The 19,915-nt window shown below is 64.5% G+C and carries 14 protein-coding genes and 1 pseudogene; all 15 read left to right on the plus strand.

The window, feature by feature from the left end:
* The first annotated feature begins 92 nt into the window (after window positions 1-92).
* Entirely contained in the window at window positions 93-1,589 is a 1,497-nt protein-coding gene (locus ACFO3E_RS09040) for a CoA-acylating methylmalonate-semialdehyde dehydrogenase (protein ID WP_380803981.1), read from the plus strand.
* 115 nt (window positions 1,590-1,704) lie between these two features.
* Window positions 1,705-2,847, plus strand: a complete 1,143-nt coding sequence (locus ACFO3E_RS09045) for an acyl-CoA dehydrogenase family protein (RefSeq protein WP_380803983.1) — start codon at window positions 1,705-1,707, stop codon at window positions 2,845-2,847.
* Window positions 2,848-2,857: 10 nt separating this feature from the next.
* Window positions 2,858-3,940, plus strand: coding sequence for an enoyl-CoA hydratase/isomerase family protein (locus tag ACFO3E_RS09050; protein ID WP_380804143.1), 1,083 nt, complete (start codon window positions 2,858-2,860; stop codon window positions 3,938-3,940).
* A gap of 16 nt (window positions 3,941-3,956) precedes the next feature.
* Window positions 3,957-4,847: pseudogene (gene mmsB / locus ACFO3E_RS09055) on the plus strand (3-hydroxyisobutyrate dehydrogenase); the annotation flags it as partial.
* A 260-nt stretch (window positions 4,848-5,107) separates the two neighbouring features.
* Window positions 5,108-5,998, plus strand: a complete 891-nt coding sequence (locus ACFO3E_RS09060; RefSeq protein ID WP_066530352.1) for a LysR family transcriptional regulator — start codon at window positions 5,108-5,110, stop codon at window positions 5,996-5,998.
* A gap of 88 nt (window positions 5,999-6,086) precedes the next feature.
* Window positions 6,087-7,322: an amidohydrolase family protein gene (locus tag ACFO3E_RS09065; RefSeq protein WP_380803986.1), complete on the plus strand. Its 1,236-nt coding sequence runs from the start codon at window positions 6,087-6,089 to the stop codon at window positions 7,320-7,322.
* Between the two features lie 16 nt (window positions 7,323-7,338).
* Window positions 7,339-8,805 (plus strand): bifunctional 3-(3-hydroxy-phenyl)propionate/3-hydroxycinnamic acid hydroxylase, encoded by a 1,467-nt coding sequence (locus ACFO3E_RS09070; RefSeq protein WP_066530358.1) that lies wholly within the window; start codon window positions 7,339-7,341, stop codon window positions 8,803-8,805.
* On the plus strand, window positions 8,802-9,233 hold the full coding sequence (locus ACFO3E_RS09075; RefSeq protein WP_066530361.1) for a GlcG/HbpS family heme-binding protein: 432 nt from the start codon (window positions 8,802-8,804) through the stop codon (window positions 9,231-9,233). The genes ACFO3E_RS09070 and ACFO3E_RS09075 overlap by 4 nt, the downstream gene beginning before the upstream one ends.
* Window positions 9,230-10,129, plus strand: a complete 900-nt coding sequence (locus ACFO3E_RS09080; RefSeq protein WP_066530363.1) for a VOC family protein — start codon at window positions 9,230-9,232, stop codon at window positions 10,127-10,129. The genes ACFO3E_RS09075 and ACFO3E_RS09080 overlap by 4 nt, the downstream gene beginning before the upstream one ends.
* The gene (locus ACFO3E_RS09085; protein ID WP_066530365.1) at window positions 10,129-10,953 is read left to right on the plus strand and encodes a fumarylacetoacetate hydrolase family protein; all 825 of its coding nucleotides are present in this window, start codon (window positions 10,129-10,131) and stop codon (window positions 10,951-10,953) included. Before ACFO3E_RS09080 ends, ACFO3E_RS09085 begins: the two co-directional genes overlap by 1 nt.
* Window positions 10,954-10,976: 23 nt before the next feature.
* A complete protein-coding gene (locus ACFO3E_RS09090) occupies window positions 10,977-13,325 on the plus strand; it encodes a TonB-dependent receptor domain-containing protein (protein ID WP_380803991.1) in 2,349 nt (782 codons plus the stop codon).
* Between the two features lie 65 nt (window positions 13,326-13,390).
* Complete coding sequence (locus ACFO3E_RS09095) at window positions 13,391-14,230, plus strand: alpha/beta hydrolase (protein WP_066530372.1); 840 nt, start codon at window positions 13,391-13,393, stop codon at window positions 14,228-14,230.
* Window positions 14,231-14,251: 21 nt separating this feature from the next.
* Window positions 14,252-15,562, plus strand: a complete 1,311-nt coding sequence (locus tag ACFO3E_RS09100) for a family 1 glycosylhydrolase (protein ID WP_066530374.1) — start codon at window positions 14,252-14,254, stop codon at window positions 15,560-15,562.
* Between the two features lie 31 nt (window positions 15,563-15,593).
* Window positions 15,594-16,508 (plus strand): alpha/beta hydrolase, encoded by a 915-nt coding sequence (locus ACFO3E_RS09105; protein WP_380803994.1) that lies wholly within the window; start codon window positions 15,594-15,596, stop codon window positions 16,506-16,508.
* A gap of 17 nt (window positions 16,509-16,525) precedes the next feature.
* Window positions 16,526-19,858 carry a glycosyl hydrolase gene (locus tag ACFO3E_RS09110; protein ID WP_380803997.1) on the plus strand — a complete coding sequence of 1,111 codons (3,333 nt, stop codon included), beginning with the start codon at window positions 16,526-16,528 and terminating at the stop codon, window positions 19,856-19,858.
* Window positions 19,859-19,915 lie beyond the last annotated feature (57 nt).

The raw sequence follows: 19,915 nt of genomic DNA on the forward strand, positions 1-19,915 counted from the left end.
TGCAAAAATGCAGATCATACATGCAAAAATGAGCTATTGAATGCATAATCACGATCAGCCATGCAACCGTGCAACCAAGCGAGAGGTGCCCCATGCGCGAAATCACTCACAAGCTGGCCTTTGCCCATGACGGCACGGCCAATCGCTACAGCGACGTCTTCGATCCCAATAATGGCGCCGTTCAGGCCCGCGTCGCCCTGGGCGATGCCGCGCTGCTGGACCGTGCGGTGGAAGCCGCGAAGAAAGCACAGCCCGCCTGGGCTGCGGTCAACCCGCAGCGGCGCGCGCGCGTCATGTTCAACTTCAAGGCCCTGGTCGAGCAGAATATCGACGAGCTGGCGCATCTGCTCAGCTCGGAACATGGCAAGGTGGTCGCCGATGCCAAGGGTGACATCCAACGCGGCCTGGAAGTCATCGAATTCTGCTGCGGCATCCCGCATGTGCTAAAGGGTGAGTACACCCAGGGCGCCGGTCCCGGGATCGATGTCTATTCGATGCGCCAGCCCTTGGGTATCGGCGTGGGCATCACCCCCTTCAACTTCCCTGCGATGATCCCACTGTGGATGTCGGGGGTCGCCATCGCCACCGGCAATGCCTTCATCCTGAAGCCCTCTGAGCGTGACCCGTCCGTTCCGGTCCGCCTTGCCGAGCTGTTCCTGGAAGCCGGTCTGCCCGAAGGCATTATGCAGGTCATACAGGGTGACAAGGAAATGGTCGATGCCATCCTCGACCATCCGGATATCGCGGCGGTCAGCTTCGTCGGTTCGTCCGACATCGCCCATTATGTCTATAAGCGGGGCGTGGACGCGGGCAAGCGCGTGCAGGCCATGGGTGGCGCCAAAAATCACGGCATCGTCATGCCGGACGCTGATCTCGACCAGGTCGTCAATGATCTTGCAGGCGCTGCCTTTGGCTCGGCCGGCGAACGCTGCATGGCCCTGCCCGTCGTCGTGCCGATCGGGGATAGGACCGCCCTTGCCCTGCGCGAAAAGCTGATCCCGGCGATCGAAGCACTGCGCGTGGGCGTCTCCACCGACCCCGACGCCCATTATGGCCCGGTCGTCACCGCCGCACATAAGGCGAAGATCGAAAGCTATATCCAGATGGGCGTCGATGAAGGCGCGGAGCTGGTGGTCGATGGGCGCGGCTTCAAGCTGCAGGGGCATGAGGAAGGCTTCTTCGTCGGCCCTACGCTGTTCGACCATGTGAAGCCCACCATGCGCACCTACAAGGAAGAGATTTTCGGTCCGGTCCTGCAGATGGTCCGTGCAGAGAATTTCGAAGAGGCGCTCGCCCTCCCCAGCCAGCATCAATATGGCAATGGCGTTGCGATCTTCACGCGCAACGGCCACGCCGCGCGCGAATTCGCCGCCCGCGTGAATGTCGGCATGGTCGGCATCAACGTCCCGATCCCGGTGCCGGTCGCCTATCACACCTTCGGCGGCTGGAAGCGTTCGGCCTTTGGCGACACCAACCAGCACGGCATGGAAGGCGTCAAATTCTGGACGAAGGTAAAGACCGTGACGCAGCGCTGGCCCGATGGCGGTGCGTCTGACGATAGTGCCTTCATCATTCCGACAATGGGGTGATATTTGTGCGGGGAGCGTCCACGCTCCCCGCACATGCCGGTTGGCCGCACAGGTTCCAGCGGTCCAATAAGGCAGGCCGTGGCGTAAAGCGCCCCCACAACAGGGCTGAGAGACGATGACCCAGTTCGATCTTACCGACGACCAGCGCGAAATTCAGGATCTGGCGCGGCGTTTCACCGCCGATGCGATCACCCCCCATGCCGCGGAATGGGACGAAAAGCATATTTTCCCGCGCGACACGATCCGCGTCGCGGCGGAACTGGGCTTTGGCGCCATCTATGTTTCCGAATCGGCCGGCGGCATCGGCCTCGGGCGACTGGAGGCGGCGCTGATCATGGAGGCGATGGCCTATGGCTGCCCCTCCACCAGCGCCTTCATCTCCATCCACAATATGGCCGCCTGGATGATCGACCGCTTCGGCGGCCAGGGGGTCAAGGACAAATATCTGCCCTCCATGGTGACGATGGACCGGATGGGCAGCTATTGCCTTACCGAAGCGGGCGCAGGGTCAGACGCCGCCGCGCTCAAGACCAGGGCGGTGAAGGATGGCGATCATTATGTCGTCACCGGCTCCAAGCAGTTCATCTCAGGGGGCGGCGAGAATGAAGTCTATGTCGTCATGGTCCGCACCGGCGAGGATGGGCCGAAGGGCATCAGCTGCCTCGTCATCGAAAAGGACATGTCCGGCGTCAGCTTCGGCGCGCAGGAACGCAAGCTCGGTTGGCATTCCCAACCGACCGCCCAGGTCAATTTCGACGGCGTACGCGTGCCGGTGGAAAATCTCGTCGGGGCAGAAGGCGAAGGTTTCCGCATCGCGATGATGGGCCTCGACGGCGGCCGTCTCAATATCGGCGCCTGTTCGCTCGGCGGCGCGCAGCGCTGCATCGACGAAGCGGTCGCCTATACCAAGGACCGGCAGCAGTTCGGCCAGAGCATCGCCGATTTCCAGAACACGCAATTCACCTTGGCCGACATGGAAACGGAGCTTCAGGCCGCCCGCGCGCTGCTCTACATGGCCGCCGTCAAGGTCACGGAAAACGCGCCGGACAAGACCCGCTTCGCCGCCATGGCCAAGCGCATCGCTACGGACACCGGCTCTTCTGTCGCCGACCGTGCGCTGCAGTTGCACGGCGGCTATGGCTACCTGATGGATTATCCGATCGAACGCCTCTGGCGCGACCTGCGCGTCCATTCCATTCTGGAAGGCACCAATCAGGTCATGCGCATGATCGTTGCCCGCGACATGCTGCGGCAATAGGGGAGAGATGATGACGGACCAGCTTCTGATTTCGATCGACAATGGCGTCGGCCGCATCCGGTTGAATCGGCCAAAGGCAATTCACGCGCTCACAACCGAGATGTGCGCCGCGATGATCGATACGCTGCTGGCCTGGCGTCAGGACGACAGCGTCGTCGCGGTGATGCTCGACCACGCACCCTCGCCGGATGGCGATCCCAAATTGTCGCGCGGCTTCTGCGCAGGCGGCGACATCGCCATGCTCGCGGGCAGCGCGAAGGGCGACTGCGCACAGGCCGAGCAATTTTTCCATACGGAATATCGCCTCAATCATCTGCTGTTCGTCTATGAAAAGCCGGTCATCGCCTTCATCGATGGCATCGTTATGGGCGGCGGCGTCGGCATCTCCGATCCCGCCCGTTTCCGCATCGCGACCGAACGAACGACTTACGCCATGCCCGAAACCGGCATCGGCCTGTTCCCGGACGTGGGCGGCGGCTGGTTCCTCCCCCGCATGCCCGGCCGCGCGGGCGCATGGCTCGCGACCACAGGCGCGCGGATCAAGGGCGCGGACTGCCTCGCGATAGGCATCGCCACCCATTATATGGCGTCGGACAAGCTCGACGCCGTCAAGGCGCGGATCATCGCCGACCCGGACGGCCTTGGCGAAATCCTCGACGAAATGAGCGACACGCCGCCACCTTCCGAATGGGAAGCGCGGCGCGAAGATATCGATCGCCTCTTCGCTTCGGACCGTTACCAGGACATTCTCGCCGCGCTTCAGGCAGACGGATCGGAATGGGCGCGAGCGCAACTCGCAACCCTTGCCACCAAATCGCCTCAAACGATAAAGGTCGCACTGCGGCAAATGGCGGAGGGTGCGGCTTTCACCGACTTTGCCGACAATATGCGCAACGAATATCGCATCGGCTGCCATGTCATCCGCCGTCCCGACTTCATCGAAGGCGTGCGCGCGGTGATCTTTGACAAGGATAATGCGCCGCGATGGAACCCGGCCACGCCCGAAGAGGTGACGGACGAGCTAATCGACAGCCTGTTCGCCCCGCTGCCGCCGGAAAAGGAATGGACGCCGCTTCCCCAATTGCGCGGCTGAGAAGAACAAAGGAGAGCCTGACATGAGCCAGACCATCGCCTTCATCGGCCTCGGCAATATGGGCGGCGGCATGGCCGCCAACCTGCTGAAGAACGGCTTTGCCGTCCGCGCCTTCGACCTGTCAGAGGACGCATTGGCGAAGGCGGAAGCGGCAGGCGCCGTCCACTGCGCCAGCGCCGCCAATGCCGTTGAGCAGGCAGACGCTGTGGTCTCCATGCTCCCCGCGGGCAAGCATGTCGAAGCCGTCTATTCCAGCGAGGTCTTTGGCGCGGCAAAGCCCGGCGCTCTTTTCGTTGACTGCTCCACCATCGACGTCGCCACCGCGCGCCGCGTCGAGGAAGCAGCTCAGGCTAAGGGGTTCGAAATGGTCGATGCCCCCGTCTCGGGCGGCATCGCCGCTGCCGCCGGCGGCACGCTGACCTTCATGGTGGGCGGCAGCGAGGCCGCCTACGGCAGGGCAAAGCCCATCCTGTCCGCCATGGGCAAGGCTGTGATCCACGCAGGCGGCGCAGGCAATGGTCAGGCAGCCAAGATCTGCAACAACATGTTGCTCGGCGCGACGATGGTCGCCACCTGCGAAAGCTTCGCCATGGCCAAAAAGCTCGGCCTCGACCCACAAACCTTTTACGACATCTCCAGCGTGTCCTCGGGCCAGAGCTGGTCGATGACCAGCTATTGCCCGGTCCCCGGCGTCGGCCCGCAAAGCCCGTCCGACAATGGCTATCAGGGCGGCTTCGCGGTGGGCCTGATGCTCAAGGACCTCAAGCTCGCCACTGAAGCCGCCGCTTCGGTGGGCGCCTCAGTGCCGATGGGCAGCACCGCTGAAGCCCTCTACCAACTGCTTGCCAACCAGGGGGAGTCGGGCCGCGACTTCTCCTTGATGATCGAGATGCTGGAGGGGAAATAACATCCTTCTCTCCCCTTAAGGGGTCGATGAGAGGCAGGGGAGAGAGGAGCGACAGCAGGTCACTCACTCCCCCTCTCGCGGCACCATTACGCTCGCCACCCTCTCCCTCAGGAGAGAGGGAATTTGCGTCCATCCCACAAGCACCTCATCCTGAACTTGTTTCACGATCCATTTCGCCCCACACATCGAAGCTCAATCAAAGCAAAGATGCCGAACCAATTTCAGCATGACGAAGGGGGCAGGCATAACAGCCGCGATAAATGATCGACCCCAGAGCCCTCCGCACCTTCCTTGCCGTCTGCCGCGCTAATTCGATCAGCGGCGGCGCGCGGCTACTCAACATTTCTCAGCCCTCCGTTTCCATCGCCATTGCGCAGCTCGAACAATCGATCGGCGCAACCCTGCTCGAACGCTCACGCGCGGGCATCCTGCTCACCGCCGAAGGACGCATGCTGCTCCGCCGCGCTCAGGCGATGGAGGGGCTGTTGAAAGACGCCGAGGAAGAGCTGCAACTGTCCCGTCAGGGCATCGCCGGCCCTTTGCGCATCGGAGGCACACCCGGCGCGCTGGTCAGCCTTCTCCCCGGCGCGGTCCGCTTCCTGGAAGATGACATCGGCAGCTTCGCGCTCCACGTCATCGAACGGCCCGATCCCGACCTCGCAACCCTGCTGCGTCAGGGCGACATAGAATTGGCCTTCGTCACCACCGGCATAGACACGCCGCCCGACGACCTAGACGAAATCACTTTTTCGCAGGACCCCTTCGCCCTCATAGTCGGCCGCGCCAACGAACATCTGCCAAGCGAAGTCTCGCTCAAGGATGTAGCGGACCTCCGCTGGGTCCTCCCCGAAGCACGCGGCGCATTCCGCCGCCAGATCGACGCGCTGTTCCTGGGCGCGAGCGCTGCCGTGCCGCGTGACAGCATCCGCTGTGACTCTCTTCTCACCACCAAGGCGATCGTGCGGGCCAGCAGCCGCGTGACTATCCTCCCGATGCAGGTCGCAGCCGCCGAATTATCCATCGGCGTCCTGCGCGCCATCGCGATTCAGGAAGCCATATTTCCCCGCAGCATCGGCATCCGCAAGCTGAAGGGCGCCCGGCTATCCGCTCTGGCTCAACACCTGCTTGACCAACTCATCCATAGCCGGTGACTATGGTAATAGAAAAAATGATTATTTTTCTTTTGTGAAATAATGGCGCATTCCCTGCCCGGCAAGACAAGGACCGGGAGAGGAAGGCATGCGGCAGCTCATCCATGATGTGCGCATTTTCGATGGTAGCGGCGCTGCCAGCGCGCCGGGCTCTGTGCTGATCGACGGCGACCAGATCGCCGCCATTCTTCCCGAAGGCGCAGACCTCACGACGATCACGAGCGACACCCGCATCGATGGGCGAGGCAACACCCTCATGCCGGGCATGGTTGACGCCCATTGCCATCTCACCTGGGGCAGCTCCGTCGAGCATATCTACCACCAGTTCATCCTGCCGCCCGAGGAACTGAAGACCGCCGCCTGGCGCAACGCCCGCGTCCTGCTCGACCATGGTTTCACCAGCGCCTATTCCGCCGGAGCCCTTGGCGAAAATATAGAGGCTGCCCTCGCCTGCGCCATTGAGGCGGGGGAAACCGCAGGCCCGCGCCTTATCCCCTCCACCCTCGAACGCAGCCCCGAAGGCGAACAGGGCGTGGAGACCGGTGATGTCTTCAACGGCCGCGGCCCGGACGCGATGCGCGCGTTCATGGACCATTGCCGCGACACCCGCGTCAAGTCGGTGAAGCTCGTCATCTCGGGCGAGGATGCGCTGAAGCCCGGATCAGCCCAGGACATTCTCTACAGCGACGAGGAAATCGAGGCCGCAGGCGAAGCGGCAAAGGAGAACGGCCTGTGGATCGCCGCCCATACCTACTCCACCCGCGCCATCGAGATGGCGATCAGGGCTGGCGCTCGCATCCTCTATCATTGCTCCTTCGCCGACGAAGCCGCCATCGACCTGATGGCCGCGCACAAGGCTGATTTCTTCTATGCTCCCGGCCCCGGCGTGTCGGTCGCCGCGCTCGAAGCCACGCCGCCGCCGCATATCGACATGGGAGCGATGAAGGCCAGCGCCACCCAGCGCCTGCAGCTGGAGGCGAACCTCGTTCCAGAACTCAAGCGCCGGGGCGTGCGCATCCTTATCGGCGGCGACTATGGCTTCCCCTTCAATCCCCATGGCCGCAACGCCCGCGATCTCCAGCACTTCGTGGACTATTACGGCTTCACCCCGGCGGAGGCGCTGAGCGCTGCAACCATGCTCGGCGGCCAGTTGATGGGCCAGCAGGTCGGCCTCATCCGCGAAAATTATCTTGCCGACCTCCTCTTGGTCGACGGCGATCCCACGCAGGACATTGCCATCCTCCAGGATCCCGCGCGCCTCACGGTGATCATGCAGGGCGGCCGCCTTCACAAAGCCCCCGCCGCCCAGCCGGTTTCCGCCTGAAAGAGCCGATCCCAGAATGTTCGACGTAGCGATCATCGGTTGCGGTCCGGTAGGGGCTTTTGCCGCCAATCTCCTCGGCAAGGCGGGCCTGTCAGTGCTCGTCGTCGAGCAGGAGGCGCAGCCCTATCCCCTCCCCCGTGCCGTCCATCTCGATCATGAGATGATGCGCCTGTTCCAATCGGCGGGCGTCATCGATCGCGTCGCCCCCGACATGCGCGATACCGAAGGTCATCTTCATGTCGGCGCGGACCATGGCGTCATCCGCTATATGGGCACGGTCGGCCGCCCCCGCCCGTTCAGCTGGTCCAACGACTATTTCTTCTACCAGCCCGAACTGGAACAGCATCTCCGCAACGCGCTCGCCGCCTATCCCAATGTCGCCGTGCAGCTCGGCACCGCGTTCGAAGGGCTGGAACAGGACGACGAAGCCGTCACCCTCCGCCTCTCGGGCAACCGCACCGAACGCGCCCGCTATGTCATCGCCTGCGACGGTTCCCGCAGCGCTGTTCGCAAGGCGCTCGGCATCGCGCTTGACGATCTCGATTTTGAGGAACCCTGGCTCGTCGTCGATGCCGAAGTCGATGGCCCGGTCCGTTTCCCCGATCTCTGGGGCGTGCCGAAAGCTGCCGATCTGCAGAAGCTCTCGGTCATGATCTGCGACCCAAAGCGTCCCGCGACCATCGTGCCGGGCCGTGGTAATCACCGCCGCTGGGAATTCATGCTCCTCCCCGGTGAGGATGACAGCGTCCTGATGCAGCCGGACAATGTCGCCGCGCTCGTCGCTCCCTATCTGACCGACGTCCCGCACAAGATCGTACGCGCCGCCACCTACCGCTTCCACGGCCTCATCGCCGAACAATGGCGGCAGGGCCGCGTCTTCCTTGCCGGAGACGCTGCGCATCAGACGCCGCCCTTCTTCGGTCAGGGCATGTGCCACGGCCTGCGCGACATCGCGAACCTCGCCTGGAAACTCGAACTGGCGCTGGCCGATCGCGCCCCCGCCACCCTCCTCGACAGCTACCAGACAGAGCGTGACCCCCATGTCCGCGCGGTCATCTCCGCCGCCGTCGCCGCTGGCCGCTACATCTGCATGCTCGACCCCGCACAGGCCGCCGCCCGCGACACGCAGATGCGCGAGGCCGCCAAGAGCGTTAGTCAAGGCACCGCCGCCGACCTCATCCCGCCCATCGCGCAGGGCATCGTTGCCACTGGCATGCCCGGTGCAGGTGAACGCTTCATCCAGCCCTGCGTCAATGGCCAGTTACTCGACGACATCACCGGCAGCGGCTGGCGTCTCTTCTCCCGCGCGCCCATCGACGCCCCCACCGAGATCACCGTCGTCCTCATAACCGAAGGCGCGATCGAGGATTGGCTCACCGCCCATGACGCGCAAGCCGTCCTCGTCCGCCCGGACCATTATGTCTTTGGCACCGGCGCACCCGCCGACCTCCTCGCCCAGCTCGAAGGAAAGCTCCGGCCATGACCATCACACTCGCCCAGGCACGCTCCATCCTCGACGCCGCGCTCACCCACGCCCGCGCGCAGGATGCGCAGCCGCTCGCGATCGTCATCCTCGACGCAGGCGCGCACCCCGTCGCCTTCGCGCGCGAGGACGGCGCCAGTCTCTTCCGCTTCGACATAGCCAGGGCAAAGGCCTCGGGCGCATTGGGGTTGGGAGCGGATACACGGGTCATCGCGACCCGCGCCGTCGCCAACCCCGCCTTCTTCCAGAGCGTGGTGGCCGTCACCGGCGGCCAGCTCGCTCTGTCACCCGGCGGCGTCATCATCCGTGACTCGGAATGGCGGCTAATCGGCGCCGTCGGGACCAGCGGCGACACGGGCGACATAGACGAAGCCTGCGCCATCGCCGGGATCACCGCCGCCGGCCTTACCCACGGAGCCGCATCATGAAATTACGCAGCATCGAACTGGCGCTGCCCCACGCCGCAGAGGCCGCTGCCTTCCTGACCGGCATATGGGGCATGGCCTCCGCTGAAGTCCGTGGGCAGACCCATTATCTGCGCGGCTCAGGCCCCTTCCCCTATCTCGTCGCGCTCGAAGAGTCGGCGGAGGCCTATGTCCGCTCCACCACCTTCACCTGCGCGCGCGAGCGGCTGGAGGAACTGAAGGTCAGCGTCACCCGAGCCAATCTCCCCGCGCGCCCGGTCACCTCGGACGATCCGGGCGGCGGCCGTGGCATCATCGTCGAACTGGCCGAAGGCGAATTGCTCCGCTTCCTCACCGACACGAGCGAAGTCGCCCCGATCGAGGGCAAGGACTTACCCGTCAAGCTGACCCATATCGTCTTCAACGCGACCGATGCTGAAGCCACCGGAACGCTGATCGAGCAGGCGCTGGGCTTCCGCGTCTCCGACCGCACCAAGGGCATGGTCTTCGTCCGCTGCAACGAATCCCACCACTCGACCGCCTTCGCCCGCGCGGGTTTCTCCTCCCTCAACCATATCGCCTTCGAAATGGCGGACATGGACGCAGTGATGCGCGGCATCGGCCGCCTGCGCGACCATGGCATGGTCCCCGCCTGGGGCCCCGGTCGACACGGTCCGGGCGCCAATGTCTTTGCCTATTTCATCGCCCCCTTCGGCCCGGTGATCGAATTCTCGACCGCCGTCGAGAAGGTCCCGGAGGACTATCAACCCGGCGCGCCCGAAGACTGGACCTGGCCCGAAGGCCGCATCGACCAATGGGGCATGTCGGACAAGGATTTCGCAGGGCTCCGCGCGGCCGAGGAAAAATTCCGCCACCGCCGCGACTGGGGCCCGCAACCGCTCAATGAGGAACAAGCCTAATGCGTTATGTGAGCTTCCGCCGCCCCGACGGCACCCCCAGCTTCGGCCGCCTGGACGACGAGGCGATCGTCGAACTGACCGGCGCGCCCAGCCTCAAGGCTGCGCTCGCCGCAGGCAATCTTGCGGGCCTCACCGACGGCGCGAGCTTCAACCGCAACGACATCGTCTTGCTGCCCGTCATCCCGGACCCGGCCAAGATCCTTTGCGTCGGTCTCAACTATGCCGAACATGTGAAGGAAACCGGCCGCGAGCAGAAGGAGCATCCGGCAATCTTCGTCCGCTATGCCGACAGCCTCGTCGCGGACGGCCAGCCAATGGTGAAGCCCTCCGTCACGACCCGCTTCGACTATGAAGGCGAATTGGCCGTCATCATCGGCAAGCCCGCGCACAAGGTCGCCCGCGCCGACGCTATGGCCTACATCGCCGGTTACGCCTGCTTCAACGACGGCTCCGCCCGCGACTGGCAGCGCCATAATATCCAATTCACGCCCGGCAAGACCTTCCCCGGCACAGGCGGCTTCGGCCCCACGCTGGTGACGCCCGACGAGGCGGGCGACCTCGCGTCCCAGCGCGTCCAGACCCGCCTCAACGGCGAACTGGTCCAGGACCAGCCGGTCAGCGACATGATCTGGGATATCCCCACGGTCATCGAATATATCTCGGCCTTCACGCCCCTCGCGCCCGGCGACGTCATCGCCACCGGCACCCCCGGCGGCGTCGGCGATAAGCGCACCCCGCCTCTCTACATGAAGGCTGGCGACAAGGTCGAAATCAGCATCGGCGTCATCGGCACGCTCACCAACCGCATCATCGACGAACAGTAATTAAAAAGGGGAGAGGAAACATCATGCGTAAGATCACCAAAGCTTTGACAGGCGCCAGCCTGCTGGCCCTCGCCACGCCCGCCTTCGCACAGGAAGCCACCGCGCCCGAGCAGGCGGCCGAGCAAGCCTCCGGCTCCAGCGCGGACATCGTCGTCACTGCCACGCGCCGCGCCGAACGTCTGCAGGACGTGCCCCTCGCCGTATCCGCGCTCGGGGGCGAACAACTCGCCGCGACTGGTTTCAAGGATCTGACTAACATCGCCTATACCTTCTCGGGCGTGCAGTTCGGGACGACGCCCAATGACGCGGGCTTCCGCGTGCGCGGCGTCGGGACGTTGGGCGGCTTTACCAGCGCATCGGAAGCGCCGGTCGGCTTGGTCGTGGACAACGTCGTCATCGGCTTCGGCAGCCCGGTCAACAGCCTGGGCGATCTCGAACGCATCGAAGTGCTCAAGGGGCCTCAGGGCACCCAGTTCGGGAAGAACGCCTCGTCGGGCGTCATCAACATCACGACCAAAAAACCCGAGCTGGGCGAATTCAGCGGCAATATCTATGGCTCCTATGGCTCGTTTGACGAACGGGACATTCATGGCGCGGTCAACGTGCCCATCGGCAGCAAGGCCGCGCTCAACATCTATGCCTTCGACCGCGCCTATGACGGCTTCATCAAGAATGTCGTCCGCGACGAAACCTGGGGCGGCCAGCATTATTACGGCACCCGCGCCAAGCTGCTGGTGGAGCCGACCGAAGGGCTGTCTGTCACGCTGATCGGCGACTATTCCCGCCAGAAGCAGAAGGGGCCGGGGCAAACCTGGACGCTCAACAAGCTGTCCGCCGCGCAGACCGCGCCTGGCGGCATCGCGGGTGTTCCCTTTGTCAATCTCGCCGCGCTGGGCGTCACGCCCGACCTGCACAATGAAGTGTCGATCGAGGATGGCGCGGGCTTCTACGACGTCGAAAATTACGGCGCTTCGCTTCAGCTGGACCTGGAATTGGGCGACTACACACTGACCTCCGTCTCCGCCTGGCGCGAATTCAACGAAGCGCCTTTCACCTACGCGATCGACGGTCTGCCCTATGAAAAATTCTTCGCCAAGTCGAAGGGCGAAACCAAGCGCTTCTATTCGCAAGAACTGCGGTTAACGTCTCCCCAGGGTCAGCCGCTTGAATATATCGCCGGGCTCTTCTTCTCGCGCCAGAAGACCGGCCTTGGCGGCGGGCAGAGCGCAATCCTGCGTCCGGCGCTGCCCTATTCGACCTTCCCGACTATTTCAATCACGGCTGGCTACAATGTAACGCGCACCAAGTCGGACAGTGCCGCGCTGTTCTTCGACGGCAAATATCACATCACCGACACGCTAAGCCTGCTCGGCGGCGCGCGTCTGACCCGCGACAAGGTGACGGCACTGAACTACTCCTATGTCGATCCCGAACTGGAGCCGTTCGTCCCGCCGACGCCCGCCAACAACTTCACGCCCTCGGGCACCCTACCCTACGCGGTCCGCGCACCGCAGACCGGCCGTGCCAAGAAGACCGACATTTCGGGCCGCTTGGGCCTGGAATATAAGCCCGATCGCGACCTCCTTTTCTACGCCACCTACGCGCGCGGCTATCTGGGGCCGACGGTCACTTTCTCCGGTCTCAGCGGTACGCGCAGCACCGTGGCGCCGCAGACGGTGGACGACATCACGGCTGGCGCAAAAATGCAGTTTCTCGATCGCACGCTGACCGTGAACCTCAATGCCTTCTGGGATAAGTATAAGGATCTTCAGACGTCGGTGTTCGATGGTCAGGAATTTCTCACCGAAAATGCCGGTGGCGCAGAAGTGAAGGGCTTCGAAGTGGAACTGGTCGCCCGGCCATCCAAGACCTTCTCGGTCAACGCGTCCTTCACTTATTCGGACGCGAAATTCACCGATTACATCACCGCCTGTCCGACCGTGTTCGTCGTCGCTGGAACGGCCGCGACCGTCTGCAACGCGTCGGCCACGCCGGGCCAGTTGTTCGACGCCAGCGGCGAAGTCCTGCCGGGCTCCCCCAAATATAGCATCGTCCTGGGCGCAAACTGGGAATATCCGATTACCGACCGGCTGACCTTCGACGCGTCCAGCAACCTGTCCTTCCGGTCGAAGACGCAGAATGCTGTTGGCGATAAGAACACCATTCAGCCAGCCTATGAGGTGGTAAACGTCAACCTGGGCATCGGCGATGCGGACGGCGCATGGCGCGTCGGTGGGTTCGTGCGTAACCTGTTCGACGTTGATTTCAACTCGGCGATCCTCGGCTTGCCCTTCTCGGATGGCGGCTATGTGAACTGGCGGACGCGCGAAGCTGAACGCACCTTCGGTGTGTCGTTCGAGGCACGGTTCTAAATCAGGTGGGCGGGCGGTTCGTGCAGGACCGCCCATCTCGCCCCGGCGGTGAGGAAAGGGAGAGGATGAAGGACAGCATCGCAGCCATGGGTCAGACCCTGGGTCCTGCCATTCTCGATCAGGTCAAGGCGCTCTTTGGTGCGGAACAGAGCGCATTTGCGGAACGCGTGCGCGCTTCCGCCACAGACCTCCCTTACGGCCCCCACGAACGCCATCGCCTCGACCTATACGCCCCGCAAGGCGCCTCAAACGCCCCCATCCTCATATTCTTCCATGGCGGCGGCTTCCTGAAAGGCGACAAGGGCGACGATCAGAACTGGCCCAACGCCAATGTCGGCCGCATGGCCGCGCAGGCGGGCTTTGTCGGCATCGTTCCCAACTACCGCCTGGCGCCTGATCACCAATGGCCCGCTGGCCCCGAAGACGTCGCCGCCCTCATCGCCTGGACAAAGGCCAACGCCGCGCAGCATGGCGGCGACCCGACCCGCATCGTCCTTGCCGGAACCTCAGCCGGGGCCGTCCATGTCGCCGGCTATATCAAGCGCTCCGGCACCGCCGACATCCGCGCCGCCATCCTGCTCTCGGGCCTTTACGGCTACACCCCGCTCGATGAGCGAGACACGCTCTATTATGGCGACCCGTCTCTTTACCCCGAGCGCATGCCGCTCGAAGCCATCGCTTCCACTAACCTCCCCCTTTTCATCGCCTGCGCCCAGCATGACCCCGCCCGTTTTCAGCAGGAATTCCTCGCCCTGCTCCAGGACAGGCTCACCCGCCACGGCGTCATGCCCCGCGCGATGATCGTCAGCGGACATAATCACTACAGCCTGCCCATGCACCTCGGCACAGCGGACGGCCGCCTTGCCGACGAAATCTGCGCCTTCATCCAGGACACAACAAACTAACCCAAAAAGGGAGAGAGAGACATGATCGACCGCCGGACCCTGCTCGCCACCGGCGCGGCGCTTGCGGCCAGCCCCGCGCTCGCGGCCGCCGACCGGCTGAGCAGCCGCAGCTTCCCCAAGGGCTTCCTCTGGGGCGCTTCCACAGCCGGGCATCAGATCGAAGGCAATAATATCGCCAGCGACCAGTGGCTGCTCGAAAATATCAAACCGACCATCTATTCGGTGCCATCGGGCGACGCCGCCAACAGCTTCGCGCTTTGGCCGCAGGATATGGACCTCGCCAGGGGCATGGGCCTCAACAGCTATCGCTTCTCCATCGAATGGGCACGCATTGAGCCCGAACCCGGCCTCTTCTCCGTCGCCATGCTCGATCATTACAAGCGCATGATAGCGGGCGCACGCGAGCGGGGCCTCAATCCCGTCGTCACCTTCAACCATTTCTCCGCGCCCCGCTGGTTCAGCGCCATGGGCGGCTGGACGAACGGCGAAAGCATCCAGCTCTTCGCTCGCTTCTGCGACCGCGCCGCCCGGCATCTGGCGGACGGCATCAGCCACGCCATCACCTTCAACGAACCCAACATCCTCCTCGTCCTGCGCGCCGTCATCCTCCCCCCGCAGGTGTTGGAAGCGCAAAAGACCATGCTCGCCGAAGCCGCCCGTCGCATGGGCACGCCCAAATTCACGGCGCTCAACGCCGCCAATCTGGACGACCTCGACGCCATGCAGGCGAACCTCGTCCCCGCGCACAAGGCCGCCAAGGCAGCGATAAAGGCCGTGCGCGGCGACTTGCCGGTTGGCCTCTCCCTCTCCATGTTCGATGATCAAGCCATCGGCCGCAACAGCCTCCGCGACGCCAAGCGGCGGGAGCTTTACGGCAACTGGCTCGAAACCGCCCGCGCCGACGATTTCCTCGGCGTCCAGAACTACGAGCGCAACATGTGGAGCGACAAGGGCAAGCTCCCTCCGCCCAAGGGCGCGCCGCTCAACTATAGCGGCGCGGAAGTCTATGCCCCGTCCCTCGCGGGCGCCGTCCGCTACGCCCATCAGGCGAGCGGCGTGCCCATCTTCGTCACAGAACATGGCGTCGGCGCCGCCGACGACAGCATCCGCGCCCGCTTCATCCCGGCCGCGCTCGCCGAACTGCAAAAGACGATGGCCTCCGGAGTGCCCGTCATGGGCTACTGCCACTGGTCGCTGATCGACAATTTCGAATGGATCTTCGGCTATCGTCCCAAGTTCGGCCTGCACAGCGTTGATCCCACGACCTTCGCCCGCATTCCCAAGCCGAGCGCAGCCGTCTATGGTGCCATCGCTCGCGCCAACGCGATCTGAAGAATAGAACAGAAGAGAGGAGACCCGTTCGATGAAGCATCTGGCCCTGACCGCGCTGGCCCTTGCCATTGCAACGCCCGCCGCCGCGCAAATGCAGATCACCCCGATCGCAAAGCCCAAGCTCGCCGAAATCCCGCTCTACCCGGCCGCGAAGGACGCGGACAAGGAACAGTGGGAGCATGTCAGCGGCAAATATGGCCAGATCGTCATCGACAATGACACCGTCCGCAACGTCACCCGTCCCACCATCACCCCCTATCTGCCCGACCCGGCCAAGGCGACCGGCGCAGCCGTGGTCGTCGCGCCCGGCGGAGCCTTCATGTCGCTTTCCATGTCGAGCGAGGGCGAAGTCATCGCCCGCTGGCTCGCGGAACAGGGCATCGCTGCCTTCGTGCTCAAATATCGCCTCAACGAAACGCCCCGCGATTCCAAGGCGTTCATGAGCGCCTTGGGCCAACGCATGGGCCAGGCCGCCCGCAACCTGCCCGGCGCGGACATCAAGGAACCCCGCGCCACCCAGGATGCGCTCGCCGCCCTCGCCTTGATCCGCACCCGCGCCAAGGAATTCCGCGTCGATCCCGCCCGCGTCGGCATGATCGGCTTCTCCGCCGGCGCCATGACCGCCCTCAACGCTGCGCTGGAAGGACAAGGGAGCGCTCGCCCCGCCTTCATCGGCTATATCTACGGCCCCATGACCACCGTCACCGTGCCCACCGACGCGCCGCCCATGTTCGCGGCCATCGCGATGGACGACGGCCTGTTCAGGAAGCAGGGCTTCGCCATCGCCGAAGCCTGGCGCAACGCCCGCCGCCCGGTCGAACTGCACGCCTATGAGCGTGGCGACCACGGCTTTGGCATCGGCCGCCCCGGCACCACCACCACCGGCCTACTGCCGCAATTCACCGACTGGCTGCGCATGCACGGCCTGCTGACCGCCTCTCGCTGATCCTCGAGGACCTCTCAATGAAGACCCGCACCCTGCGCCTCGCGCTGCTCCTCGCCTGCACCGCCTTCGCCAGCCCTCTGCTCGCCGACGAACTGGCCGACGGCTTCCGCAACCCGCCACAGAGCGCCCGTCCACGCGTCTGGTGGCATTGGATGAACGGCAATGTCACGAAGGAAGGGATCGACAAGGATCTCGACTGGATGGCGCGCATGGGCATCGGGGGCGTGCAGAATTTCGACGCCAGCCTGCTCACCCCCCAGATCGTGCCCAAGCGCCTGTCCTACATGACGCCTGAGTGGAAGGACGCGTTCGCCCACGCCGTCCGGACCGCCGATGCTAAGGGTCTTGAATTCGCTATCGCTTCCTCTCCCGGCTGGAGCGAAACGGGCGGCCCCTGGGTCAAGCCCGAGGACGCGATGAAGAAGCTCGTCTGGGCGGAAGCCGATGTAAAGGGCGGCCGCCGCTTCACCGGCCCGCTGCCGGTGCCGCCCGGTGTCGCAGGCCCGTTCCAGAACGCGCATCTTACCGAAGCCATGCCCGGCGCGGTCGAAGGCGCAAAGCCGCTCGCCCCGCTCTATCGCGACGCGCGCGTCCTCGTATATCCGGTAAAGCCTGTCGCTTTGCCCGTCCCTCAGCTGCGCCTTCCTGACGGCAGCGCCCTCGACGCGGCCGCACTCACCGACGCCGACCTCGACAGCGCTGTGAAAGTTTCCACTGGAACCGCGGAGCAGCCCGGCACGCTGACCCTCGATTATGGCAAGCCGGTTACAGTCCGCTCCGCCACCATCTTCATCCCCAACGCCAAGCCCCCCTTCCGCGACCCCGCCTACCGGCCCGTGCTGGAGGCGGAACAGGGCGGCAGCTGGCGCGCGCTGGGCGACTTCGCCCTGTCCGAAGCAGCGACCACCATCGCCTTCCCGGCAACGACCGCCCGCCGGTTCCGCGTCGTTCTGCGCCCGAATGACGCACGACCCGCGCCGGGCCTCGGCGAAGGCGTGCCCGGCGCGATCTCCATGGATATTTTTGCCCGCGCCCGAAAGGCGACGCTCCCCATCGGCGAACTGCGCCTGTCGGCCGAGCCGCGTATCGATCGTGTCGAAGCCAAGGCAGGCTTCACCGTGCTGCGCGACTATAGCAGCCTGCCGGTCCCGGCATCCTCGACCGCGGGCGCAGTCGATCCAGCCAAGGTGATCGACATCAGCAGCCATCTCCGCCCTGACGGCACGCTCGACTGGACCGCGCCCTCGGGCAGCGACTGGCGCGTCCTCCGCCTCGGCTATTCGCCCACCGGCAAGGTCAATCATCCCGCCACCGTCGAAGCGACCGGCCTGGAGGTCGATAAATATGATCCCGCCGCCGTCCGCCGCTACATGGAAACCTACCTGTCCATGTATCGCGATGCGGTCGGCCCGGACTGGATCGGCGCAAAGGGCATCCGCGCGCTCCTTACCGACAGCATAGAGGTCGGCGCATCCAACTGGACGCCCCGCATGGTCGAGGAGTTCACCGCACGGCGCGGCTATGACCCGCTGCCCTACCTTCCCGTACTCACCGGCACGATCGTCGGTTCGCCCGCCCGCAGCGAGGCGTTCCTCTATGATTTCCGCCGCACCCTCGCCGATCTGTTGGCCGACTCCCATTATGGCACCATCGCCAAGGTCGCGCACGAAAACGGCATGAAGGTCTATGGCGAAGCGCTGGAGGATGGCCGCCCGGTATTGGGCGATGACCTCACCATGCGCCGCTACGCCGATGTGCCGATGGCGGCGCTCTGGACCTGGAACCGGGACAGCACTCCGCGCCCGACCCTGCTCGGCGACATGAAGGGCGCGGCGTCGGTCGCCCATATCTATGGCCAGAACATCGTCTCGGCGGAATCGATGACGTCCGTCTTTTCTCCCTGGGCGTTCGCGCCTTCCGACTTGAAGCGCATCATCGACCTGGAATTTGCGTCCGGCGTCAACCGGCCGATCGTTCACACTTCGGTCCATCAGCCGGTCGATGACAAGCTGCCCGGCCTGTCGCTGATGATCTTCGGCCAATATTTCAACCGGCATGAAAGCTGGGCGGACATGGCCAAGCCCTGGGTCGATTATATGGCGCGCACCGGCTATCTGCTCCAGCAGGGCCGCGACCATGCCGACCTCGCCTGGTTCCCTGGCGAAGATGCGCCCATCACCGCCCTCTTCCTCACCGGCGCGCCCGCTGGCCTGCCGAAGGGTTATGCCTATGACTTCATCAATGCGGACATCCTGTCCAACGTGCTGAAGGTAGAGGATGGACAGCTCGTCGCGCCTGGCGGAGCCCGTTACCGCGCGGTCTATCTCGGAGGGTCGAGCCGCGTCATGACGCTGCCGACCCTGCGCCGCATCGCCGCGCTGGCTGACGCAGGCGTTCCCATCATCGGCGAAGCGCCGCAGCGCGACCCCGCGTTTAAGGACGATCCGGCCGCCTTCACCGCGCTTGTCGACCGCCTCTGGAAAGGCACGACCACGGCCAAGCCGCGCATCATTCCCGGTGCGGACCCGGACGCCGCGCTCGCCCGTATCGGCATCGCGCCCGACTTCCGTGTCACCGGCGGCGCATCCGATAGCGACTATCGTTTCGTCCACCGCAAACTGCCCGACGGCGACCTTTATTTCGTCAACAACCGCCAGAACCGTGCCGAGAAGGTCGAGGCCCGCTTCCGCATCACCGGCCGCCAGCCCGAAATCTGGCGCGCCATCGACGGCACCGCCGCACCCGTCTCTTATCGGACCGAGGGCCAGGAAACCGTCATTCCGCTCGATGTGGGCGCAGAGGATGCTTTCTTCATCCTCTTCCGCAAGCCTGCCACCGCGTCATCGGCCACGCTCCCGGCACCCGCGCCGCGCCAGTTGGCAACGCTGGACCAACCCTGGCAGCTCAGCTTCCAGCCCGGCCGTGGCGCGCCTGCCTCCCTCGGCATGGCCCAACTCTCCCCCCTCAACGAGGCAGAGGATAAGGGCGTCCGTTATTTCTCCGGCGTCACGACCTATAGCAGCCGCTTCACCCTGCCCAAGGGCGCAAAGCGCGGCCAGCCCCTTTGGCTGGACTTGGGCAAGGTCGGCGACCTTGCCGAAGTCCGGGTCAATGGCCAGCTTGCAGGAACGACCTGGTTCGCGCCCTACCGCCTCGACATCGGCCGGTACGTCAAATCCGGCACCAACCGGCTGGAAGTCAAGGTCGCCAATCTCTGGGTCAACCGGCTCATCGGCGATCAGCAGCCCGGCGCGCAGAAGATCACCTACACCGCTGTCCCCACCTACAAAGCCGGCGCGCCGCTGCGCCCAAGCGGCCTGATCGGTCCGGTGACGTTCTGGGCTGAGTAAAATCGCGTTACGGGTGGGCAGGATGACCTCCACCCGGCCCGTTTCCCCACTCCGTCA

Origin of the sequence: Sphingobium tyrosinilyticum (assembly GCF_042654265.1) — a bacterium.
In the GTDB taxonomy this organism is placed as follows: Bacteria; Pseudomonadota; Alphaproteobacteria; order Sphingomonadales; family Sphingomonadaceae; genus Sphingobium; species Sphingobium tyrosinilyticum.